The organism is Actinomadura sp. RB99 (assembly GCF_014706005.1).
In the GTDB taxonomy this organism is placed as follows: domain Bacteria; phylum Actinomycetota; class Actinomycetes; order Streptosporangiales; family Streptosporangiaceae; genus Spirillospora.
In genome coordinates this window covers 63,792-85,365 of the sequence record NZ_JABMCA010000001.1, presented here as the reverse complement: position 1 = coordinate 85,365, position 21,574 = coordinate 63,792, and the positions used below count along the sequence as shown (strand labels likewise).

Below are 21,574 nucleotides of genomic sequence, written 5' to 3'. Positions count from 1 at the left end.
GGCTGTGCGTCGCACGAAACTACCCGTCCCGAGAAGATGTTTCATCTTTGAGTGATCTGCGTCACGTGCCGGGCGTCACACCTTCGTCCGGTGGAAGTTCAGATACGACCGCGACGGCGTGGGCCCCCGCTGGTCCTGGTACCGCGACCCGTAGCGCTCCGATCCGTACGGGTACTCCGCCGGCGAGCTGGTCCTGAACAGGCACATCTGGCCGATCTTCATCCCCGGCCACAGCTTGATCGGCAGCGTCGCCACGTTCGACAGCTCCAGCGTCACGTGCCCGCTGAACCCCGGGTCGATCCACCCCGCCGTCGAGTGCGTCAGCAGCCCCAGCCGCCCCAGGCTGGACTTGCCCTCCAGCCGCGCGGCCAGGTCGTCGGGCAGCCCGAACACCTCGTAGGTGGAGGCCAGCACGAACTCCCCGGGATGCAGCACGAACGCCTCCTCGGCGTCCACCTCCACCAGCCGCGTCAGGTCCGGCTGCTCCACAGCCGGATCGATGTGCGGGTACCGGTGGTTCTCGAACACCCGGAAGTACCGGTCCAGTCGCACGTCCACGCTGGACGGCTGGACCATGCCCGGCTCGTACGGGTCGATCTTCACCCGCCCGGTCTCGAGCTCGGACCTGATATCGCGATCGGAGAGCAGCACCCCGAAAAGCTATCCCACCCGCACCCCCGCCACGCCGCACCCGACTTTCCGGTACGATGTCCAAGCGCGGGCGGCCCCCACCACCCGCCACGCGGGTGTAGTTCAATGGTAGAACTTCAGCTTCCCAAGCTGACAGCGCGGGTTCGATTCCCGTCACCCGCTCCATGACGAAGGCCCAGGTCAGGACATGAATCCCGACCTGGGCCTTGATCTTTGTAGGGGCCTCAGAGAGGCGCCGTGCAATTAGCGTGCAATTACGCCACCGGCACCAGCGATCCGGCCGCCCCGTCGTCATCGTCGCCGTCCCGCTTCTGGCCGGCCTGGACGAGCGCGTTGAGCCCGTCCGCGATGGCGCGGTCAGCGCTGTTGGACCGGTGCTGGTAGCGCAGCGCCGCCCGCTCGTTGTCATGGCCCATGCGCGCCATCAGGTTCCGGAGCGAGACGCCCATGTCGGCCGCGAGGGTGTTGCCGGTGTGTCGAAGGTCATGGAAGTGCAGGTTCGGGACGCCGAGCGCCTCGACCACCGGCTTCCATCGCGTGACCTTGTTGAAGCCACTACGCCGCAGCGGCCCGCCCTTGATGCCCGTGAAGACGAGGGCATCGCCACCCTTCTCGGCCACCGCTGCGAGGATGCGCCGCATCGGGCGGCCCGCCGAACGTCGACGAGCGCGAGCAGCGCGGCCATCTCGGGGTCGCAGGGTGGGTGTCGGCCCAGTCGTCGACCTCACCGGGTCGGGACGAGGCGAACGAGTCGGCGCAGCACTGGCAGCGGACGACGTGCAGGGACAGGAGCTCGTCCCACTCGACGCCGACCGGCCGCACGTCCCACGACGACACCGAGGACGGCGAGGACGGCGAGGACGAGCCGGAGGACGGGGACGGGACGACGACGAACCGGGCGCGCGAGGACGGGGAAGAAGGACGCGGATGCGAGCAGTCATCGAGCAGCCTCCAGAGACGGTTTCGGGCATGGGTCGGGTAGGGACGTGGCGCGGATCAGGGCTCACGCCGAGCCGGAAGAGAGAAGGAGGGGCGCCTAGGCGGCGGGGAAGATGACCGGGACGGAGCCGATGAGCGTTTCCCAGTCCGGCGTCAGGTGCGCGTACTCACGGGCCGCGTGTTCGGCCGCGTGTTCGGGGACGTAGACCGAGCGGGCGCGGTGCCAGGCGCCGTCTTGGCCGGCGACGATGCACACGCCGGGAGTCTCGGCGGGGGTGGCGCGGGCGGCATCGAGGGCAGCCGGGTCGAGGTCGCCGAGGGTCATGTTCGCGGTCTCGGGGTCGTTGACGCGGTGGCACCCCGGCGGGAGAGCTGAGCGCGCAGGGCGGTGACGCCGGGTCCGAGGTCGGAGCCGATGCGCTGTCCGCAGACGATCAGGTAGACCGCGAACGCCCGGCCGAGCTGCGCCACCCGCAGCAGCGCGGTAGCCGTCCGCGACACCTCCTCTTTCTCGGACTTGTCGGCCATCAGGAACAGCTCGGCAACCTCGTCCACCACCAGCACCGGCCGCAGCGCCTCAGGGAGCGTCCAGACGTTGCGGGCACCGTGCCCACGGCACAGCGCCATCCGGTTATCGACCTCGCCGACGAGGTCAGACAGCAGGTCGACGGACTCTTTGCGGTTGATGGCCAGCGCCGGCCGGCGCAAGGTCTACGTCCGCATCGCTGACGAGCTGCGCGGGGACATCGCCGCAGGGCGGGCAGGGCACGCCGAGCATCGTGACGGACCGCCCAGAATAGGTTGAACCCCCGGAGCAGCCTCAAGACGAGGCCGAGGGGCCAACCGAAGAGTTCGCACTCCTATGGGCCCAGCTCCAAGAGATCCGCGAGCACCTACGGCGCCAGAGCGCCAGGCTCGACGAGATAGACGAGCGGACGAGGAACCTCTAATCAACCGCGGCGATAAGGTTCGTCGGTGCTGTCGTACATCAGGTGCATGGTCGAGTGGTCCTCGGGGACCAGGGGCGCCCAAACCGTGCAGCTGCCCGTCATCGGGCGGTCGCCCTTCGGGTGGAATTCCATCACCGCGCCGTAGGGCTCGTCACTGTGATTGCCCACCACCCAGGTACCGGTGCCGGACACGCGGTAACGGTCTGCGTATTCACCGCCGGTCACCTTGCACTGGTCGGGGAAGGTGACGTTCTGGGCGGTGAAAGTACCGTCGGTCCGGAAGTCGATGACGCCGCCCCGATCGGACTTCCAGACCCCGATCAGCTCCGACCTTTCGACCTCCGGCTGCACGTCCGCAAGTCGGCACCCGGTGAGTGGCAGGAGGGCGGAGAATGCCAGGGCGAGAACGGAAGCCAGTCTGGGCATCGGCCCAGCCTAGGCGCTAATTAGCCGCGGGGTCCGGTCCCGCCGCGCCGCGTCGCCCGTCCGCCCAGGTTGAGCCAGCAGCTCAGGGCAGGTCTTGCCAGTGTTTTCCGGCGACAGTCTCTGCGTCCCTTTCCTGCGCGGCCCTCTTGCGTCGGCTAAGCGGAGTAAAGGCGACCACCACCGCCGTGGCGATGCCGAAGTGGAGCGCTCCCGTCGCCAAGTCCGGGTCGAACCCATCGCCGGACGCGTCGAAGACCGCCCAGCCCAGTGAAACTAGGAACAGGACGCCGAACACGCAGATGTAGAACAGGCGGGTTCTAGCGTCGTGCACCAGAAGCTGCCATCCGCCGAGAAGGAGACCCCAGAAGATCGCGCTACCGATGGTCACGTGCTCAAGGTTGTCATGGATCACGCCGCCTCGTACCCGAGAACGATCAAGCCGGTCCAGACGTTCGATCAGGTCCGCGAGGCCACGGCGCGGCGTCGGCGACATCGATGATCCGCAGTCGGCCATGGTGGTGCCCACAGCCTTTCGGAGTGCTCACCCGGTGGAGACCGTAATCGCCCATGCGATATGAGGGCGGGGACCACAAGGCAGGCCATCGCTTTGGGGGCCGTAGTCGGCATGGTTCCGGCCCATTGGCCTGTGGGCTGGTCAAGCTCGAACCAGGGGGCTTCGCCGCCCCTGGACCCCGCGAGCCAGGGCACTCGTTCGCGTGTAACGGTCTGTCACACCGTCCCGCCATTCGCGCGGACGAGCCTGGACGCGTGTGGATCTTGCTCGTGAGACTCGTCATGAATCGCTCTGCGACTCAGCCCTACGATCGCCATTGCGTGGCTGAGGCGGGTTGCGTGGTTGGGGCGATCGCCGCCGCGCGGCTTCCGGTGCTCGGGCCGTGGCCAGCCGGCCCTGCGCTCCGGGTCCACTTGCCCTCGGATGATCCGGGTGCTGTCGCCGTCCCGAGCAGGCCGAGACGCACAGCTCTTCGGCTGTGGTGGCGTGCAATTAGCGTGCAATTGGCCAGGGTGATCAAGGGGCAACAGCGGACACCTGCGGTACGAGCGAAGGCCAGGTCAGCCGCTATGACGGCGCGGATCGGCTTGATTCCCAAGTTTCGCGCGGACGAGCGCATCGAGGCCATCGGCGATGATGCGGTCACCCCTGGCCGACCTGTGTTGGTAGCGCGGCGCCGCCCGCTCTTTGTCATGGCCCCTGCGCGCCATCAGGTTCTTGGTCGGGACGTCCATGTCGGCCGCGAGGTGGTTGCCGGTGTGCCGAAGGTCATGGGAACAGGAGTGTCCCGTCACACCTATGCCCCTGGCAGTGGCGGGGATCAGTCGGCGTTGCGGGGGGCGAAGGCCAGGTCGAGGTGGGTGAGGCGGCGGATCATGAGGCTGGGCACGTACTGGGCGGGTGAGGTGGCGTGGAAGGCGCCCTGGTCCAGGAGGGTGCGCACGGCCAGGACGGCTTCCAGGCGGGCCAGGTGGGCGCCGATGCAGAAGTGGATGCCGCGGCCGAACGCGGTGTGCGATTTGATCGCGGACCGGTGCAGGTCGAGGGTGTGGGGGGCGGTGAAGGCGGCGGGGTCGCGGTTGACCGCCCCCCACAGCAGCATCAGGCGGGAGCGGGCGGGAAGGTGCACGCCGCCGAGTTCGGTGTCGCGGGTGGTGACGCGGAAGTGGCCGCGGAACGGGCTGTGCAGCCGCAGTGTCTCTTCCACGAACGCCTCGATCCGGTCGGGGTCGGCGCGGAGCCGGTCGGCCAGGGCGGGGTCGTCGGCGAGGGTGCGGGCGGCGGCGCCCAGCAGGCTGGTGGTCGATTCGCTGCCGGCGGTGACCAGTTGGAGCGCCATCTGGACGCGTTCGTCCCGGGTGAGGGTGTGGTCTTGGACGAGGGTGTCGAGCAGGCCGCCGCAGGGGCGGGCGGCGGCGCGGGTGAGCTGCTCGTCGAGGTAGCGCATCACCTGGAGGATCTGCTCGGCCAGGTGCATCATCCGGTCGGGGCCGGCCAGGCCGCTGAGCAGCTCGATCGCGGCGTCCGACCAGGCGATGATCCGGTCGGCGTCGGATTCGGGCAGCCCGAGGATCCGGCTGATCACCAGCACCGGGACGGGGGCGGCGACCTCGGCCATCCAGTCTCCGCCGCCGCGGCGGGCCAGGGCGGTCACCCGCGGGTGCAGCAGGTCCTGGATCCGTCCGGACAGCTCGGCGACCGTGCGTCGGGTGAACGCCGGGGCGACGGTGGCGCGCTGGCCGGTGTGGCGGGGCGGATCGACGGTCGCCAGCACATCGACGGCCGCGCTGCCCATGTCCACGAAGTCGGTTCCGCCGGGGCCGGCGGCCAGCAGCCCGGCCAGGTTGCTGGAGAACACCGCCGGATCCTCCAGCGCCCGCAGGACCTGCTCGTGCGCCACCACCAGGTGCAGTCCCAGGTCGGGCAGCAGGTGCACCGGGCCGCGCTCACGCAGCCGCTGGTACCGGGGGTAGGGGTCGGCCAGCGCTTCGGGGGAGAACAGGTCCTCGGAGACCACAGGAGCCTTCATATAACACGTTATAGTTCACGTTATCGTCTGCGGGGAAGGGCTGATCGGTGTTGGACAATCCGTTGCCGGCCGTGGAACGCGGCCGTTCCACGCTCAGCGTGAACCGGCCGCTGAAGGAGTCCGAGCGGGCCCGGCGGGAGAAGATCCTGTCTGCCGCCCGCGAGCTGGCCTGCGGCGGCGGCTACCCGGCCACCACGATCCGGGCGGTCGCCGAGCGAGCGGGCACCACCCCGGCCACGGTCTACCGCTACTTCCCCTCCAAGGACCATCTGCTGCTGCACCTGATGATCGACTGGTCGCAGCAGTCCATCGCCGGCCTGACCGCCGCCGCCTACACCGGCACCGTGCCCGAGCGCGTGGCCGCGGGATTCGCCGACCTCATCGACTGGGCCGCCGCCGAGTTGCCGCTGTTGTCGGCGGTGATGAGCGCGGTCAGCTCACCCGACATCAGCGGCGGCGGCCTGGCGATCTGGCGCGAACTGTTCACCGCCCTCATCCGCGCCGCCCTGAGCGACCCCGCCTGGGACGACACCGAGGGAAAGGCCCTCACTCTCGGCCATGTCCTGCTCGCCTGCCTCCTGGACCTCACCACCACCCGCGCCGGTACCCAGGAGACCCGCGACAACATCGCCACCGCCGCCCGCCTCATCTTCCGCTGACACCGGCGATCAAGCGAAGCCGCGTCCCCAGGTCAGAGTGCTCATCGTGGACGGACCCGGGGCCGTCAGCCGACGGCGTGCAGCACGGTCTCGCAGAGCGGGCCGTTCACCGAATCGGCCGGGACGAGTCGATCGGCCTCGATGAGCAGGGCGGCCGCCTCATCGGTGACGTCCAGATGGTCGTGCATCTCCTTGAGCCCCATGCCCTGCCAGATGAGCCGAAGTCCCTGGCTGTGGGACCTGTCCAGACGTCGGATCTGCCACCACAGGCTGTTCATTCGGTAGACCGCGTCGATTTCGTCGAACACTCCGAACCGCCAGGCTCGGGCGACCAGACCGCAGACGGTGTCCCAGAAGTCCAGCGCCGGCAGGTCCCCCATCTCCCGGCCGGTCTGCTCCGCGAGCCGCTTGACGGCGTCGAGGACGGCCGTTTCCGAGGTGACGGGCATCGCGGCGAGCTCGGTGGCGGCCGGCCAGTCGCAGCCCAGGGCCAGCAGGATCCTCGCGATCTCCGGCCAGCTGTCGTTGTCCAGCAACTCGTCCACCCAAGAGGACGCCAGGGACTGGACCACCCGTGCGGTGTCGAGTCTCGCCATGGGGTCAGAGCCTAGGCAAGCGTGGGGCGCGCGCTGCGCGCTGGCGGCTAGACACTTCGGAGGGCCTCGGTCGGGGACATCCGCGCGGCGCGCAGTGCCGGGTAGAGCCCGGCGATCGCGCCGGTGGCGAGGGCCAGCAGCAGCCCGCCCCACAGCGCCTGCGCCGGTATCGACACGGCCCAGTGGCGTTCGTAGGCGAGGCCCGTGGTGATCGCGGTCCCGATGGCCAGCCCGGTCGCGCCGCCGAAGGCCGACAGCACCAGCGATTCGGTGAGGAACTGCGCCGCGACGTGTGCGCGCGCGGCGCCCAGTGCCCGGCGCAGCCCGATCTCCGAGCGCCGTTCGAGGACCGAGATGACCATGACGTTGGCGATCCCGATCGCCCCCACGAGCAGGGCGATCGCGCCCAGCCCGAGGAACAGCGCCTGCCCGGACGCCTTCACCGCCAGTTGCGCGGTGAGCGCGTCGGACGGCCGGCTCACCTCGACCTGATCGGGGTTGGCCGGATTGGCGGCGGGGGCCAGGAGGTCGGCCACGTCCGGGACGTGGTCCTTCTGCGCGCGCAGGTAGACGCGGCTGGGATGCCCGTCGTATCCGAGCACGTCCCCGGCGGCCGCGAACGACACCAGCGCGGAACGGTCGATCTCCGGGGCCAGCGGCAGCGGCCGAAGGATCCCGGCGACGGTGAACCAGTGCCCGCCCAGCCAGACCCGGACCGTGGGGCCGACGGTCCGCACGCCCAACGTGCTGGCGGCGTCGTAGCCGAGCACGGTGACCGGGTACGGCGCGGAGGTGAGGAACCGGCCGGTCAGCAGCGAACCGTCCAGGGTTGTCAGCAGCGAGGCGTCGCATGCGCGTACCGCCCGTCCGCCGGTCTGCCCGGTCGGGACGTGGTCGTTGCGGTAGACCCCGGCCGTGGTGACCTGGGCGGTCGGCGCGACCGACAGGACGTTGGGGACCTGCCGGATCATCGGGGCGGCCGTGGCGGGCAGTTCGGCCTCGGTGCCGCCGATGGTGTGCCCGTCGACCACGGTCAGCATGTTGGTGCCGAGCCGGTCGATGCGGGCCAGCAGGTTCGACTGGCTGGATCGGGTGACGCCGAGCACCGCGACGATCGAGGCGATGCCGATCGCGATGCCGAGGCCCGACAGGACCGCCCTGATCCGCCGGGAGCGCAGTCCCAGGGTCCCGGTGGGCAGCAGGTCGGCGAACCGCAAGGTGCTCCTCATGCGACCAGCACCCCGTCGCGCATCTCGATCCGGCTGCGGCACGCCCGCGCGACCGCCTCCTCGTGGGTGACGATGACCAGGGTGGTGCCTTCGGCATTGAGCTCTTTGATCAGGTTCAGGATCCCGGCGCCGGTGGCGCTGTCGAGGTTGCCGGTGGGTTCGTCGGCGAACACGATCGCCGGGCGGCCGACGACCGCCCGGGCGATGGCCACCCGCTGCCGTTCGCCGCCGGACAGTTTGCCCGCGTCGTGGCCGGTCCGGTGCCCGAGGCCGACGCGCTCCAGTGCCGCCCGCGCCAGGCGACGGCGTTCTCGGGCCGGGGTCCCGCGGTACAGGAGCCCGGAGGCGACGTTCTCCAACGCGGACAGAGCGTCCAGCAGGAAGAACTGCTGGAACACCACACCGACCCGGTGCGCGCGCAACCCGGCCAGCGCCCGGTCGGACATGGCCGGCACCGACTCGCCCGCGAGCCGTACCGAACCGCTGGTAGGCCGGTCCAGTCCCGCCATGAGCTGCAGCAGCGTGGACTTGCCCGATCCGGAGGCGCCGCGGACGGCGAGCATGTCGCCGGGCTCCACCGCCAGGCTCACGCCCCGTACGGCCTCGACCGGCGGTTCCCCGGCGTAGGTCTTGCGGACGTCGGTCAGCTCAAGAACCGTCATCGGGCACCTCCACGCGCTGTCCCTCCGCGAGCCCCGCGCCGCTGACCTCGACCAGCGCGGCGCTCTCGTCGAACAACCCGGTCCTGACCGGGACATGGCGCCGCAGGGCACCGCTCACGACGATGACCTCGTAGGCGCCGCCGGGCAGCGGGCGCAGTGCCGTGGTCGGTACGGCCAGCACCCCGCGGTCCTGCTGCGCGATGATCGATACCTGGACCGACGCCTGGTCGAGCAGGCCGTGGATGGTCCCGTCGACGGTGACGGTGACCGGGGCCGTCGACTGCTCGGGCGTGTCGCCCCCGTTGCCTCCGCCGTCGCCGGTGGAGGGCGGGGCCGTCGCGACCGTGCCGATCGCGGAGACCCGGCCCCGCCGGGTCGTCTGGTCGGGCAGCGTCACCACGACCGGATCGCCGATCTTCACGTTCGGCAGGTCGGTCGGCGAGAGCTGCACGGTGACCGCCTGCCGCGGAGTGGTGCCGTGCTCGACGGGATGCCCGGCCTGGACCCTGGTGCCGGTCGCGACGTCGAGCGCGGATATCCGGACCGGGCCGGGGGCGAACACGATCTGGCCGAGCGGCACGGTGCCCGTCTCGGGCAGGTGCCGGTCCTCCTGCCAGCGCCAGACGGCCCAGTAGGTGGCGGACGAGTAGTGGTCATCGACGGTGAGGCCGTCGCCGTAGCCGAGGGCGGCGAGGTTGGCCTCCAGTTGCCGGACGTCCGAGCCGTCGGTCATCCCCACCTCGAAGGCCCTCCAGACCGGGCGCGTCCCGTACATCAGCGGGACCTTCGTGCCGTCGATCTCGTAGGCGGCGTCCCCGCGGCGGATCCGGCGGCCGACCGGCGGCAGCTTCGTGACCACGCCGGATCCGGTGGCCTGCAGCTGGTAGGTGCCCGCGTAGCCCAGCTTGCCGTTCAGCATCTGGCGCTGCGCGACATCGGTCCGGACGACGGCGGCGGTGCCGGTCCGGATGGTGCCGGTGTCGGGCCCGCCGGCCGCGTGACCGCGGCCGTCCAGGACCGTCCAGCTCGCGGCGCCGGACAGCCCGGCCAGTGCGACGCCGGAGAGGATCAGGAGCCGGCGCATGTCACTGGCCCCCGCCGGGCGGGGTCTTGAAACGGATGCGCCCGGACGGGCCGTACCGCTTGCACGGGTTCAGCTTCGCGATCAGTGCTCTCTTGCCCATGCCTTCGAGGCGGGAGGGAAGCGTGAAGGAGCCGTCGGTATCGGGGTCCGGCCAGTCCGGAATGCCCGACCGGCGCAGGCATGCGGCGAACTGCCGCAGCTTGGCCAGGTCGGCGCTGGAAACCGGGGTCGGCTGGGCGCCGTGGGGCGCCTGGGCCTTGAGCGAGGCGCACGCGGCGGGCAGCCGCTGGCCGCCCGCCGTGGACGGGAAGGTCCATGTTCCGTCGGGATTCTGGACCGGGTCGGGGAAGTTGGGCAGGCCGTGGGCCCTGGCGCACTGGGCGAGCCGGAGCATCGCGGCGCCGGCGCCGGCGCCGGCGCTCGACTTCGACGTGGGCTTGGCCTGCGGGCCGTGTCCTCCGCATCCGGTGAGCAGCAGGGCCAGCGTCAGCCCCGCACATGCGCTTCGTGGAGTCATGCCGTCCAATCTGGCGACGCTCGCGGCCGGGCAGATCCCCCAAAAGAGGAGTGAACGCACCACCGTTCGAGGGACCCCGCAGACGGATCACCCGGCCTACGCTGAACCCATGCTGTCCAGATTCGGATTGAGAATCCGGATGGGGGCGTCGTACGTCGCCGTCTCCGCGGCGGCCGTACTCATCGTCGAAGCGGTCGTGCTGGCCTACTTCGTCCCGCGCATGGCCAACGCCCGCCACCAGGTGAAACAGGCCAACGCACGGGTGGTCCAGGCCGACGTCCAGGCGGGCGTGGTCAAGAGCGGCTCGATCGTGGACCAGGACGCCGCCGTGGCCAGCGCGGCCGCCGCGGGGCGGGGCTCGCTCTCCGACCGGGTGCTCCTCGCGGCCGCGGCCAAGGCCGGCTTCGGCCGTACCGCCGCGGACCCGGTGCCGGAGCTGGTCGAAGCGCTGGCCGGGCTGGACGGCCGGGTGGTGACGACGACCGCTCCACGGGTCATGCCGATCGGCTCGACGCTGCCCCGCGCCGCCGTCACCGCGACCCATCAGGTCACCTCGTTGGGCGGCGGCGCGGCCTGGGCGACGAGTCCGGTGACGACCACGACGGCCGGCGGGAGCAGGCGGACCTTCGCGATCGCCTACGTCAGGCTGGCCCCGGGCGGCTTGAGCGGTCCGGACACCGGCTCCAAGAGAGCCGCCGCCGCGGCACAGAAGGCCCCCGGCACCGGCAGCATGCTGCTACCCGGGCTGATCATGCTGGTCATGCTGGTTCCGGCGGGCGGGGTGTTCGGGCTGCTCAGCACCCGCCGCCTGATCGGCCGGATCCGGCGGCTGGCCGCCGGCACCGCGGTGATGGCGGACGGCGACCTGCGCTCGCGGATCCCGGTGTCGGGCGGCGACGAGGTGGGCCGGCTGGAGCAGGCCTTCAACCGCATGGCCGAACGGCTGGAACTCGCCGTCCGGGCGGAGCGCGAGGCGGCCGTCGTGACCGCGCGGCGTGACGAGCGCAACCGGATCGCCCGGGACCTGCACGACTCGGTGTCCCAGGACCTGTTCTCGGCCAACCTGCTGGCCGGGGGTCTGCGCCGCGCGCTGCCGGCCGGATCGCACCTGCGGCGGCAGGCCGAATCGATGGAGCAGACGCTGGAGCGCACGATGCGGGAGATGCGTGCCATGCTGCTGGAGCTGCGGCCCGTCGCGCTGGAAGAGGCCGGGCTGGCGGCGACCCTGAAGGACCTCTGCCAAGCCTACGAGGTGCGGCTGGGGATCCGGATCAGCGCGACGATCGACGCGCCGGAACTGCCCCCGGCGGTCGAGCTGGCGGTGCTCCGGGTGGTCCAGGAGGCGCTCGGCAACGCGGCCCGGCATGCCGAACCGGACCGGATCGAGCTCCGCGTGACCAAGGCCGGAGGGCAGATCATGGTCCTGATCAGCGACGACGGGCGGGGCTTCCCGCCGGCCGGAACCGCGGGGCGGCACGGGATGGGGATGGCGCTGATGCGCGAGAGGGTCACCGAACTGGGCGGCACCTTCGAGGTGGCGAGCGCGCCCGAAGAGGGCACGACCATCCAGGTGCGGATCCCGGCATGATCAGGGTGCTCATCGTCGACGACCACGAGGTGGTACGGCAGGGGCTGCGGTTCGTGCTGGAGCAGGAGCCCGACATCACGGTCACCGGCGAGTGCGCGGACGGGCAGTCCGCGATCGAGGCGATCCAGGCGCAGCGGCCCGACGTGGTGCTCCTGGACCTGGTGATGCCGGGCCTGGACGGGCTGGGCGTCCTGCACGCCCTCCGGAACGAGGATTCCGGACCCGCCGTCATCGTGCTGACCTCCTTCCTGGCCGCGGACCAGGTGGTGGACGCCGTACGCGCCGGCGCGTCCTCCTACCTGCCGAAGACCACCGCGGTCGATCGGGTCGTGGAGGCCGTCAGGGCCGCCGCGGCCGGCGGCAGCGTGCTGGACTCCGGGGTGGCGGCGCTCCTCGTGCGGAAGCTGCGCGAGGACGAACCGGCCGGCGCGCTGCGGGGACTGTCGCCCCGGGAGCGCGACGTGCTCGCCGAGCTGGCCAGAGGGCGCTCCAACCGGGAGATCGCCAGAGCGCTCGCGCTCGGCGAGCAGACCGTCAAGACCCACGTCTCCAGCATCCTCGCCAAATTGGGCCTCCAAGACCGGACCCAAGCAGCGATCTTCGGGCTCCAGCAGGGCCTGGTCCCCCTCCGCGACGCCCTATCCGACAAAGACCCCTAAGCGCGCGTTCGGGATCGGATCAACCTCTCGCGCTGCTCAAGGCGGCGGAGGGCACAATCGACACCCCAGCTCACCGCTGAAGATTCCATGTTTCGGACAGGGTGAGACTTGCTCGGGGTTCGGCGTCGCTCGCCAGTCGGGTTGGCGAACTACCCCAACGGTGGGTTCGGCCAGATAGCTTGAATCGGCCGGTTGCGGGATGTAGGAAGCGAGCATCGCCTTGAAGGCGGCCAGGTCCTTCTTCACGTGTGGAGGCTCGTAAGGAAGCCGGTCCCAGCCATAGCCCGACAAAGCCGTGTCGATCAATCGCAGGAAGAATTCCTTTTCCTCTCTGCAGTTGTCGGTCCAGGGCAGCTCTTCGAGGTCGAAGCCGGAGAATCCTCTGTCGTGGCGGTGCCCGTCGGCGAAATACAGAACCAGGTTCTGCTCCCAAGGGGAAACGGCTAGAGCACTCCCCGCCAGCGTCAGAACATCGAAGAAGACATCGGTGGCACTGTTCGTCATGTACAGCTCATTGAACTGGTTGCCCACTGGCTCGACCTCGCCCATATATCCGTGACACCAGTCGCTCACGGCTCAGCTGGAACCAGCGTAACTTCACGAAGGCTCGGGGTGCTCGGACCGCCATCGGCTCAGCGCCAGTTGGTGGGGCGGTGGGAGCGGGTGCGGGTCGTCGCTCGCCACAGCACGGCCAGGACGTAGGCGCAGAGGACGGCGAAACCCGCCCAGAGGGGCAGCGGGAAATACCCGGCGGACGGCGCGTAGTGCGCCACCACCTGCGGATACTCGATCCTGGTCTGCTGGACGGCGAAGCCCGCGGCCGGGGTGAGGCGCAGCAGCCATCGCGCCACGGCGTCGGGCAGCAGCGGCATCGTGGCCACCGCGTACGGCACGGCGACGAGCGTCAGCGCGAGGACGGCCGCCGCCCAGCCGCGCCGCACCACGGCACCGAGCCCATAAGCGAGGACGCCGCACATCGCGAGCGCCGCCGCGACCCCGACGACGACCCGCACGGCGGTCAGCGCGGACACCGGCTGCACGGGGACGCCGTTATGCCGCAAGATCGCGACGCCGACCGGCAGGGCGATGCCGACGGCGGCGAGCCCGGTCACGAAGGTCGCGCCGCCGACCACGACCGCCCGGGCGATCACCACCGCGCGGCGGCGTCCAGGAGCGGCGTCCGGTCCGGTGCCGTCCCGGGTGCCGTCCTTGGCTCCGTAGCGGGCGGCCATCATCAGGACGATGATCAGCGCGATCACCAGGCCGGGGAGGGTTTTGTCGACGGTGGTGGCGCCCTCCTCCCCGCTCGGGCCGATGTCGCCCGTCCCGCTCACGGTGATGGCGCCGCCCTTCTCGATCGCGCCGGAGGCGTTGTGGTACTTCTCCCAGTCGGTCTGGTTCATCCCGCCGACGGCCTCGCTGCGCCACGCGCCGGCGGCCGCGCCCGCCGTCGTGACGTGGTCGAAGACCCCGGTGGCCTGCGTGAAGCGGATCTCCTCGACCGCTCCGCCGAGTCCGACCTTCCGCAGCGTGAGGTCGCCGGGGGAGGCGGCGAACAGCCCGACCTGCGCCGTGTCCGGGAGGTTCGGCAGCTCCACCGACCCCACGGTGCGCCAGTGCAGCCCGTCCGCGGACTCCGCGCCGGTGACGGTGGCACCGGACCGCGTCAGCCGCAGCCAGCGCGGGGAACGCGGCGACACCCCGTCCGGGCTCCCGGCGATGTCGTGCCGGTAGTCGTACTGCATCCGCACGCCGTGGTGTCCGGTCATCGCGAGCGCCGCGTAGGACGAGCCCGGCCGCACGCCGTCCTTGATGATGATCCCGGCCTTCGCCCACGGCACCAGCCCGGGGACGATCTTGTCGTGGTGGGGCGGCGGGTAGGTGATCGTCCCGGTCATCGCGGTCAGCCGGACGGTGATGGCGCCGTTCCGGCCGAGACCGCGGTGCAGGAACCAGAACCGGTCGCCGACGACCGAGCCGTCCGCGCTGGTCGGATCGTGGCGGCAGGGCCCGGCGCAGGACGCGTGGTTGCCGGACGCGTAGAGCAGCCCGGCGGCGATGACGGCGAGGGCCGCGGCCGCCAGGGCGATCAGCCGTCCGGGACGCCGGAAGGCGCCCCATTCCCGGCGAAGAAGTTCCTTGAGTGGCATGCCGCCGTTTCTATGGAAACGGACGTAACGTGACCCGAACCGTGCTCGTCATCCCGCTGTTAGGTCCGGCCGGGCATGCTGGAGGGATGATCAGGCTGCGCAGGGGGACCGTCGGGCTCCGGTTCACGGTGTTGTACGCCGCGGTGTTCCTGGTGTCCGGGATCGGGCTGTCGGCGCTCACCTTCCTGTTCTCCAACGACCGGGGGACGAGCGTCCCCGTGGGCGGGCAGGCCCCGCCCCAGAGCGGCGACCCGGCTGCGGCGCACCAGCACATCCGGCGACTTCAGGACCAGTTGGCCGAGACGAACGCGCAGCATTCCCGGCAACTGCTGGCGGGAATGCTGCTCGCGCTGGTCGTGATGGCGGTCCTTTCCCTGCTGGTCGGCCGGCTGCTCGCCCGCCGGGTGCTGCGCCCGCTCCGCCTGATCACCGCGGCGACCCGGCGGATCTCCGCCGACCACCTGGACCGGCGGCTGGCCGTCACCGGTCCGACGGACGAGGTGAAGGACCTTGCCGACACCATCGACGGGCTACTGGAACGGCTGGAGGCGTCGTTCGCCGCGCAGCGCCGGTTCGTCGCCAACGCCTCGCACGAACTGCGCACCCCGCTGGCGACCATGCGGGCGTCGCTGGACGTCGCGTCCGCCAAGCCGGGCGCGCAGCGGCAGGCGCTCGCCCTCGCCGACCGGCTGCGTCCCGAGCTGGACCGGGTGGACCGGCTGCTCGACGGGTTCCTCGTCCTGGCCCGGGCCCAGCACGGCGCCCTGGCCGGCGGCGCCGACGTCTCCGTCGACGACCTGGTCGCGCGGGCGGTGGCCGACCGCGCCACGGGAATCGCCGCGAAGCGGTTGGAGGTGACGACCGAACTGCGGGCCGGCGCGAGCATCCAGGGCGATTCCGCGCTGCTCGCCCGGATGGTCGAGAACGTCCTCGACAACGCCGTCACCCACAACGAGCCGGGCGGCTGGGTGCGCGTCGCGACCTTCCGGGAGGGCACCGGCGTGCGGCTCGTCGTGCGGACCGGCGGAGCCGTCCTCGACCAGCGGGACGTGGACCGGCTCGCGCAGCCCTTCGCGCGCCTCGGCGACGACCGCACGGGCTCGGAGAACGGCTCCGGCCTCGGCCTGTCGATCGTCGCGGCGATCGCCGCGGCGCACGGCGGACGGCTCGACCTGCTCGCCCCGCCCGAGGGCGGCCTGCGGGTCGGCATCACCTTGCCGCCCGCCCCTGCCCGCGCGCCCGCACCCGCGTCCCCGCTCGTCCAGGCCGGGGCGGCGGAGTGAGGGTCCTGGTGGTCGAGGACGCCCGGTCGCTCGCCGCCGTCGTCGCCGAGGGCCTTCGCGACCAGGGGATGGCCGTCGACCTCGCCCACGACGGGCTGGGGGCCGCCGCCAGGCTCGATACCACCGCCTACGAGGTCGTGGTCCTCGACCGCGACCTGCCCGGCCTGCACGGCGACACCCTCTGCCAGATGATCAGCGAACGGCGGGACCGTCCGATGGTGCTGATGCTGACCGCGGCCGGAACGCCGGACGACCGCGTCAGCGGCCTCACCCTCGGAGCCGACGACTACCTCGCCAAGCCGTTCCACTTCCCGGAGCTGGTCCTGCGCGTCCAGGCCCTGGCCCGTCGCAGGCCGGACGGCCGGCCGCGCGTCCTGCGCGCGGCCGGGATCGAGTTGGACCCGGTCCGCCGGACCGCCGTCCGCGACGGCCGGCACCTGAACCTGTCGGTGAAGGAGTTCGCCCTGCTGCACGCGCTGATGCGGGCCAGCCCCGGCTTCCTCAGCACCGAGGCGCTGCTGGAGCAGGTCTGGGACGAGAACGCCGACCCGTTCACCAACACCGTGACCGTGACGATCGGACGGCTGCGCCGCAAGCTCGGCGGACCACCCGTCATCACGACCACCCCCGGCATCGGCTACCGCCTCGCCTGATCTACACGCCCCATGGGGTCAGGCGGCCGCTTGGACGAGGTAGACGAGTGCCAGGGCGGTGGCCAAGGCGCCCAAGGTCAGGCGGAGGGCGGTCTCGGGCAGCCGGGGTTGCAGCCGCGCGCCCAGGTAGCCACCGGCCAGCCCGCCGAGGCCGCAGCTCAATCCGAGCGGCCAATCCGGCGCGATGTCGCCGTGCGTGGTGAACGAGAGCACGGCGTAGGTCAGGGCGCCGGTCACCGAGGTGAGGAAGGTGGAGGCGAGAGCGGCGGGCGCGACCTGCGCGACGGGCATGCCGCGGCCGACGAGGACGGGCCCGAGAATGGAGCCACCGCCGATGCCGTAGACGCCGCCGACCGTGCCGACCGCCAGCGAGAGCCCGACGACGAAGCGCTCGGACGGGGCGCTTGCACGGTCACCGCGCGGAGGGCGCAGGGTGCGGGCGCACAGCCACAGGCCCAACGGTGCCAGCAGCAGGCCCACCAGGGCGCGGAAGACGGTCGGACCGGGGACGGCGAAGACCCGGATGACCGCTCCGACGACGACGCCGGGCAGGGTCCCCAGGACCAGCAGCCGGGTCAACCCACCGCTCAACTGCCCGCGACGGTGATAGCGCGCCAGCGCACCAGGGCCGGCGACCACGTTGAACAAGAGGTTCGTCGGCGTGACCGCCGGACTGGGCACGTTCAGAACGCTGAGCTGGACCGGCAGCAGGAACACCGCTCCCGACACCCCGACCGGCGCCGTCACCGACGCGATGAGCGCCCCGGCCGCCAACCCGAGCAGTTCGGTCTGTCCTGTCATCGTCATCGGGGAGTCGCCGGCGCCGTCATCCGGCAAAGCATGCCTTATCGGCCGGACGGAGAAGGCTCGGGGCGGGTGCTCAGTTCCCCACACCGAGGGTGGACATGAACGCGGACGGGTACCGATCGCCGCGCGCCACGCCCGGCGGCACCGCCTTCTCGATCTCGGCGAGGTCGTCCGCGGTGAGGTCCAGCTCCATCGCGGGCAGCGCCTCGGCCAGCCGTTCGCGGGTTCGGGCGCCGACCAGCGGCACGATGTCCCGGCCTTGCGCGGCCACCCAGGCGATGGCCAGCTGGGCGACGGTGGCCCCCTTCGCGTCGGCGACCCGGCGCAGCGCCTCCACGAGGGCGAGGTTGTGCTCCACGTTCCCGGCCGCGAACCGCGGGCTGGAGCCGCGGCCGTCGCCGGGACCCGCGGTGCGGCCGGCCCTCCAGTGGCCGGAGATGAGGCCGCGGCCGAGCACGCCGTAGGCGGTCAGGCCGATGCCCAGCTCCCGCAGCGTGGGCAGGACCTCCGCCTCCACCGCACGGGAGATCAGCGAGTACTCGATCTGCAGGTCGGCGACCGGGTGCACGGCGTGCGCCCGGCGGATCGTCGCCGCGTCGACCTCCGAGAGCCCCAGGTACCGCACGTACCCGGCGTCGATCATGTCCTTGATCGCGCCCACCGTCTCCTCGATCGGCACCGCCGGATCCAGCCGCGCGGGGCGGTAGACGTCGATGTGGTCGGTGCCGAGCCGGGTCAGCGAGTAGGCCAGGAAGTTCTTCACCGCCTCGGGACGGCCGTCCTGCCCGCCGAACTCCGTGCCCGGGCCCCGCAGCATGCCGAACTTGACGCTCAGCTGGTAGCTCTCGCGGTCCCGGCCGCGCAGCGCCTCGGCGAGCAGCAGCTCGTTGTGGCCCATGGCGTAGAAGTCGCCGGTGTCGATCAGCGTGACGCCGCCGTCCAGCGCGGCGTGCACGGTGGCGATGCTCTCCGCGCGGTCGGCCGCGCCGTAAGCGCCCGACATGCCCATCGCGCCCAGGCCCAGCGCGGAGGTGGCCGGTCCGTTGTCGCCCAGTGTCCGTGTCTGCATCAGGTCTCCGTTCCCGAGGTCGTCCTCCAACCCTGCGCCCGAGCCGGGACGTGCGGGAGCGGAGCGTTCATCGTGGGAGAGCCGCTCCCTGGATACGCCCGCCCGCCGCGAGGGACGATGGGGTCGTGCAACGTGACCAGCTCGCCGACTTCCTGCGCCGCCGCCGCGAGGCGATCCGCCCGGCCGAGGTCGGCATCGCCGACGGGCCCCGGCGCCGCACCACCGGCCTGCGCCGGGAAGAGGTGGCCATGCTCGCCGGCATGTCGGTGGACTACGTCGTACGCCTCGAGCAAGGCCGCAGCAGCCAGCCCTCGCCTCAGCTGCTCGGCGCGCTGGCCCGGGCCCTGCGGCTGTCCGACGACGAACGCGACCACCTGTTCCACCTGGCCGGCCACCGGCCCCCGCCCGCCGACGGAACGGCCCGCCTGGCCCGCGCCGGCCTGATGCGCATGCTCGACCTGCTGGGCGAGACCCCGGCGCTGGTGCTGTCCGACCTGGGCGAGGTCCTCGCCCAGAACCGGACGGCCGTCCTGCTGACCGGCGACCACACGGGCTTCTCCGGCGACCGGCGCTACATCGTCCACCGCTGGTTCACCGACCCCGCCGCCCGCGCGGTCGCCCCGGTCGAGGAGCGGGAGCACTACGGCCGCCAGATCGTGGCCGACCTGCGCGCGGCCGCCGGCCGCCGCACCGGTGACCCCGCGGTCGCCGGACTCATCGAACGCTTGCAGGCCGCCAGCGCCGACTTCCGGCGGCTCTGGGCCGAGCACGAGGTGGCGGTCCGGCGCGCCGCCCGCAAGACCATGCTGCACCCGCGAGTGGGCCGCATGCTGCTGGACTGCGAGACGCTGGTCACTCCCGACCAGAGTCAGCAGCTGCTGGTGCTCACCCCGGCCGACGCCGAAACCCGCGAGCGGCTGGACCTGCTGCGAGTCCTCGGCATCGAAGACTTCCCCACCGAGGCCGACACGCCGCAATGACTCGTCACGGCCGGGACGGCGGGGGCGGATCGTTGCGCAATCTGCTGTACATCCAGCCGTCACGCCACCGGCCGGCGCGGAACTCCACCGCGCGCAGGACGCCCTCCAGAGTGAATCCGGCCTATCTCCCAGTACCGGGAGACCCCGAACCCCCGTGCCGACCAGCTCACGAAGCCTGCGGCCGTGCCGTCGGCCTCGACAATGAGCCTGCCCTCGTCCTCGCCCAGGTAGCCGTCGGAGGCGTAGCGCCGCGCCGGGGCCTGCGCGTCGCGAAACCCCGTCCAGTCCAGGCCGATCAATCCGGGCTCCGTCGCGAAACGCCGGAACATGGCGAGATCGTCCTCAGTGACCGGACGCAGGCGTATCTCAAGGGCACTCACCACGCCACCTCCGGTGTGATGCGCTCGTCCTGGACGAGCACGTCGAGACCTCCGCGAAGGCGCCGCCAGGAGCCACGGTCAGGGGCGGTGGGATGTGGTCCATTGGGGGTTGATGTGGCCTAACCAGGCGTCTTGGGCGTCTGCCAAGGGGTGGTCCAGGGGGAGCGGCAGGAAGCGGCAGGCGAACGTCAGGCCGGTGTCTTCTCCGGCGCCGCCGACCGTGTGCGTCCATGTGTCCGGTGTGGTCGCGGGTGCTCGGAGGTGGAAGTAGGTGGTTCTGCGCGGCCGGCGGGTGTCGGGGTGGGGCTTGTCCTCCACGACGAGTTGCTCGACCACGGAAGCGGTGCGCAGCCCGGTCTCTTCGAGCACCTCGCGTAGGACGGCCTGCTCCGGCTCCTCACCGGGGCGGACGCCGCCTGCCGGGATCTGGGTGCCGGCCTGGGGCATGCCGACGTGGTCGAAGACGAGGAGTTCGGGGACGGCGCGGAGCCGGATGACGTAGGCGGCGACGCGGATCCTGGGTCGGGTCACCCGAGCATTGTGGGGTCGCGTGACGGGGTGGTCACGCTGGTGGGGGCAGTTCTTACGGAGATCGAACGTGTGGGGGCGCGATCTGGTGCGGGGGTCGTCGAAGATCATTGACTGGGTCCATGAACGCATCGACTTCCGCTTTCTCCGTTCGGCGTGCCGCCGGCGTCGTGCTGCCCCTCGCGCTGGCCGCGGCGGTGTTCGCCCCGCTGCGGGCGTCGGCGGCCGAGGTCACGGTCGCGTCCACGACCGTGTCGCCGTCGAGGATCACCTCGGGGGAGGAGGCGATCCAGACGGTCACACTGGCCGAGCCGGCTCCCGCCGGCGGCGTCGTCGTCGACCTCCTGGACGGCAACGAGTACGAGGATCTGACCTACTGGCAGGCGACCAAGCACAGGGCGACGGTGCCCGCCGGGGAGCGCAGCGTCAGCTTCCCGATCCGGGTGCAGTCCGCGACCAGCCCGGGGACCGTGACGCGGCTGACCGCCGGTGTCGGCGGCTCCGTCGCGGAGACGTCCGTCACCGTCGACCCGATCGACGCGCGGGTGCAGGACGTCACCTCCTTCACCGTGGACAAGCGCATCGCGGTGGAGGGAAGCAAGATCACCGGAACGGTGAAGCTCAAGTCCCCGGCGCCGATCGGCGGGCTCGCCGTGGACCTGCGCAAGATCCCGTACGAGAGCGCGGCCGTGTCGTTCCCTTACTACGTGGAGGTGCCGGCCGGGGCGACCAGCGCCACGTTCGCCATGGACGTCACGGCCTACGACCGGCCGCGTTTCGCGACCGTCATGGCCGCTCTGAGCACCGCCACGCAGTTCGTCGGCGCCATCGGCGTGCCCAAGAAGTACTCCATCGGCGTCCTCGGGCCGGTGCGGCACCAGCCGGGCAACGTGGAGAACTTCGGCGTGGTCGGTCTCGGTGACATCTGGCACCCGTTCGGCGCCCGGATCAACCTGACGAGCGACAACCCCGGCGTCCGCGCCTACTTCAGCGATCTGCCCTCCGACGGCAGCATCCCGTCCGACCAGGCCGGCGCCCAGTTCAGGATCTCCGTCGACCCGTCGGTCCCGGCCGGCACCAAGGTGAAGCTCACCGCGTCCTGGGTGCTCGGCCCCTCTCCGGTCACCACGGAGTTCACCGTCGAGGACTAGCCGCAAGGCGCCTTTCGCCGGGCGGGCATCGCCCGTCCGGCGAGCGGCCGTCCTGCGACTGGCCTGCTCG

Annotated in this window: 26 protein-coding genes and 1 tRNA gene; 8 read left to right on the top strand and 19 right to left on the bottom strand. The window is 71.5% G+C overall.

Annotation, left to right across the window (positions count from 1 at the left end; all coding sequences use genetic code 11):
* Window positions 1-75: 75 nt before the first annotated feature.
* Window positions 76-651, bottom strand: a complete 576-nt coding sequence (gene dcd, locus amrb99_RS00480) for a dCTP deaminase (RefSeq protein WP_190850633.1) — start codon at window positions 649-651, stop codon at window positions 76-78.
* 91 nt (window positions 652-742) lie between these two features.
* Here dcd and amrb99_RS00475 point away from each other — a divergent pair.
* Window positions 743-816 (top strand) — tRNA-Gly (locus tag amrb99_RS00475).
* Window positions 817-905: 89 nt separating this feature from the next.
* Here the strand turns inward: amrb99_RS00475 and amrb99_RS49775 are convergent.
* The 7 genes from amrb99_RS49775 to amrb99_RS00445 form a co-directional block, all read right to left on the bottom strand.
* Window positions 906-1,271, bottom strand: a complete 366-nt coding sequence (locus tag amrb99_RS49775) for a tyrosine-type recombinase/integrase (RefSeq protein ID WP_206699735.1) — start codon at window positions 1,269-1,271, stop codon at window positions 906-908.
* A 416-nt stretch (window positions 1,272-1,687) separates the two neighbouring features.
* The gene (locus amrb99_RS52935; RefSeq protein WP_347256476.1) at window positions 1,688-1,915 is read right to left on the bottom strand and encodes a hypothetical protein; all 228 of its coding nucleotides are present in this window, start codon (window positions 1,913-1,915) and stop codon (window positions 1,688-1,690) included.
* On the bottom strand, window positions 1,912-2,298 hold the full coding sequence (locus amrb99_RS52930) for an FtsK/SpoIIIE domain-containing protein (protein ID WP_347256475.1): 387 nt from the start codon (window positions 2,296-2,298) through the stop codon (window positions 1,912-1,914). Before amrb99_RS52930 ends, amrb99_RS52935 begins: the two co-directional genes overlap by 4 nt.
* A 242-nt stretch (window positions 2,299-2,540) precedes the next feature.
* Window positions 2,541-2,966, bottom strand: coding sequence for a hypothetical protein (locus tag amrb99_RS00460; protein ID WP_190850623.1), 426 nt, complete (start codon window positions 2,964-2,966; stop codon window positions 2,541-2,543).
* An 82-nt stretch (window positions 2,967-3,048) separates the two neighbouring features.
* A complete protein-coding gene (locus tag amrb99_RS00455) occupies window positions 3,049-3,492 on the bottom strand; it encodes a hypothetical protein (RefSeq protein ID WP_190850620.1) in 444 nt (147 codons plus the stop codon).
* 548 nt (window positions 3,493-4,040) lie between these two features.
* Complete coding sequence (locus amrb99_RS00450; protein ID WP_190850618.1) at window positions 4,041-4,274, bottom strand: integrase; 234 nt, start codon at window positions 4,272-4,274, stop codon at window positions 4,041-4,043.
* A gap of 26 nt (window positions 4,275-4,300) precedes the next feature.
* Entirely contained in the window at window positions 4,301-5,509 is a 1,209-nt protein-coding gene (locus amrb99_RS00445; RefSeq protein ID WP_190850616.1) for a cytochrome P450, read from the bottom strand.
* A 71-nt stretch (window positions 5,510-5,580) separates the two neighbouring features.
* On the opposite strand from amrb99_RS00445, the gene amrb99_RS00440 reads away from it, so the two are divergent.
* Window positions 5,581-6,168, top strand: coding sequence for a TetR/AcrR family transcriptional regulator (locus amrb99_RS00440; protein WP_190850614.1), 588 nt, complete (start codon window positions 5,581-5,583; stop codon window positions 6,166-6,168).
* 65 nt (window positions 6,169-6,233) lie between these two features.
* Here amrb99_RS00440 and amrb99_RS00435 read toward each other — a convergent pair whose 3' ends face one another.
* The 5 genes from amrb99_RS00435 to amrb99_RS00415 are packed head-to-tail and all read right to left on the bottom strand — an operon-like array spanning window position 6,234 to window position 10,256.
* Window positions 6,234-6,764, bottom strand: a complete 531-nt coding sequence (locus amrb99_RS00435; protein WP_190850612.1) for a hypothetical protein — start codon at window positions 6,762-6,764, stop codon at window positions 6,234-6,236.
* A 47-nt stretch (window positions 6,765-6,811) separates the two neighbouring features.
* A complete protein-coding gene (locus tag amrb99_RS00430) occupies window positions 6,812-7,993 on the bottom strand; it encodes an ABC transporter permease (protein WP_190850610.1) in 1,182 nt (393 codons plus the stop codon).
* Complete coding sequence (locus amrb99_RS00425; RefSeq protein WP_190850607.1) at window positions 7,990-8,655, bottom strand: ABC transporter ATP-binding protein; 666 nt, start codon at window positions 8,653-8,655, stop codon at window positions 7,990-7,992. Before amrb99_RS00425 ends, amrb99_RS00430 begins: the two co-directional genes overlap by 4 nt.
* Window positions 8,642-9,739, bottom strand: coding sequence for a peptidoglycan-binding protein (locus tag amrb99_RS00420; RefSeq protein ID WP_190850605.1), 1,098 nt, complete (start codon window positions 9,737-9,739; stop codon window positions 8,642-8,644). Before amrb99_RS00420 ends, amrb99_RS00425 begins: the two co-directional genes overlap by 14 nt.
* Window position 9,740: 1 nt before the next feature.
* A complete protein-coding gene (locus amrb99_RS00415) occupies window positions 9,741-10,256 on the bottom strand; it encodes a hypothetical protein (RefSeq protein ID WP_190850597.1) in 516 nt (171 codons plus the stop codon).
* A 109-nt stretch (window positions 10,257-10,365) separates the two neighbouring features.
* On the opposite strand from amrb99_RS00415, the gene amrb99_RS00410 reads away from it, so the two are divergent.
* Window positions 10,366-11,844, top strand: a complete 1,479-nt coding sequence (locus amrb99_RS00410; protein WP_190850594.1) for an ATP-binding protein — start codon at window positions 10,366-10,368, stop codon at window positions 11,842-11,844.
* Entirely contained in the window at window positions 11,841-12,503 is a 663-nt protein-coding gene (locus amrb99_RS00405; RefSeq protein ID WP_190850592.1) for a response regulator transcription factor, read from the top strand. Before amrb99_RS00410 ends, amrb99_RS00405 begins: the two co-directional genes overlap by 4 nt.
* 36 nt (window positions 12,504-12,539) lie before the next feature.
* Here amrb99_RS00405 and amrb99_RS00400 read toward each other — a convergent pair whose 3' ends face one another.
* Together amrb99_RS00400 and amrb99_RS00395 are read right to left on the bottom strand one after the other, a co-directional pair.
* Window positions 12,540-13,052, bottom strand: coding sequence for a hypothetical protein (locus amrb99_RS00400; RefSeq protein ID WP_190850590.1), 513 nt, complete (start codon window positions 13,050-13,052; stop codon window positions 12,540-12,542).
* Between the two features lie 83 nt (window positions 13,053-13,135).
* Window positions 13,136-14,653, bottom strand: a complete 1,518-nt coding sequence (locus tag amrb99_RS00395) for a hypothetical protein (protein WP_190850588.1) — start codon at window positions 14,651-14,653, stop codon at window positions 13,136-13,138.
* A gap of 86 nt (window positions 14,654-14,739) precedes the next feature.
* Between amrb99_RS00395 and amrb99_RS00390 the strand changes: the two genes are divergently transcribed.
* Window positions 14,740-15,936, top strand: a complete 1,197-nt coding sequence (locus tag amrb99_RS00390; protein WP_190850586.1) for a HAMP domain-containing sensor histidine kinase — start codon at window positions 14,740-14,742, stop codon at window positions 15,934-15,936.
* On the top strand, window positions 15,933-16,589 hold the full coding sequence (locus tag amrb99_RS00385; protein ID WP_190850584.1) for a response regulator: 657 nt from the start codon (window positions 15,933-15,935) through the stop codon (window positions 16,587-16,589). The genes amrb99_RS00390 and amrb99_RS00385 overlap by 4 nt, the downstream gene beginning before the upstream one ends.
* An 18-nt stretch (window positions 16,590-16,607) precedes the next feature.
* Here the strand turns inward: amrb99_RS00385 and amrb99_RS00380 are convergent, their stop codons facing one another.
* Complete coding sequence (locus amrb99_RS00380; RefSeq protein WP_241755101.1) at window positions 16,608-17,396, bottom strand: sulfite exporter TauE/SafE family protein; 789 nt, start codon at window positions 17,394-17,396, stop codon at window positions 16,608-16,610.
* Between the two features lie 73 nt (window positions 17,397-17,469).
* Entirely contained in the window at window positions 17,470-18,465 is a 996-nt protein-coding gene (locus tag amrb99_RS00375; protein ID WP_190850583.1) for an aldo/keto reductase, read from the bottom strand.
* Window positions 18,466-18,590: 125 nt separating this feature from the next.
* Between amrb99_RS00375 and amrb99_RS00370 the strand changes: the two genes are divergently transcribed.
* Window positions 18,591-19,445 carry a helix-turn-helix domain-containing protein gene (locus amrb99_RS00370; protein ID WP_190850580.1) on the top strand — a complete coding sequence of 285 codons (855 nt, stop codon included), beginning with the start codon at window positions 18,591-18,593 and terminating at the stop codon, window positions 19,443-19,445.
* A gap of 59 nt (window positions 19,446-19,504) precedes the next feature.
* Here amrb99_RS00370 and amrb99_RS00365 read toward each other — a convergent pair whose 3' ends face one another.
* Together amrb99_RS00365 and amrb99_RS00360 are read right to left on the bottom strand one after the other, a co-directional pair.
* On the bottom strand, window positions 19,505-19,825 hold the full coding sequence (locus amrb99_RS00365) for a hypothetical protein (RefSeq protein ID WP_206699734.1): 321 nt from the start codon (window positions 19,823-19,825) through the stop codon (window positions 19,505-19,507).
* Window positions 19,826-19,903: 78 nt separating this feature from the next.
* Window positions 19,904-20,356 carry an NUDIX domain-containing protein gene (locus tag amrb99_RS00360; protein ID WP_190850578.1) on the bottom strand — a complete coding sequence of 151 codons (453 nt, stop codon included), beginning with the start codon at window positions 20,354-20,356 and terminating at the stop codon, window positions 19,904-19,906.
* A 119-nt stretch (window positions 20,357-20,475) separates the two neighbouring features.
* On the opposite strand from amrb99_RS00360, the gene amrb99_RS00355 reads away from it, so the two are divergent.
* Window positions 20,476-21,504, top strand: coding sequence for a hypothetical protein (locus amrb99_RS00355; RefSeq protein ID WP_190850576.1), 1,029 nt, complete (start codon window positions 20,476-20,478; stop codon window positions 21,502-21,504).
* Window positions 21,505-21,574 lie beyond the last annotated feature (70 nt).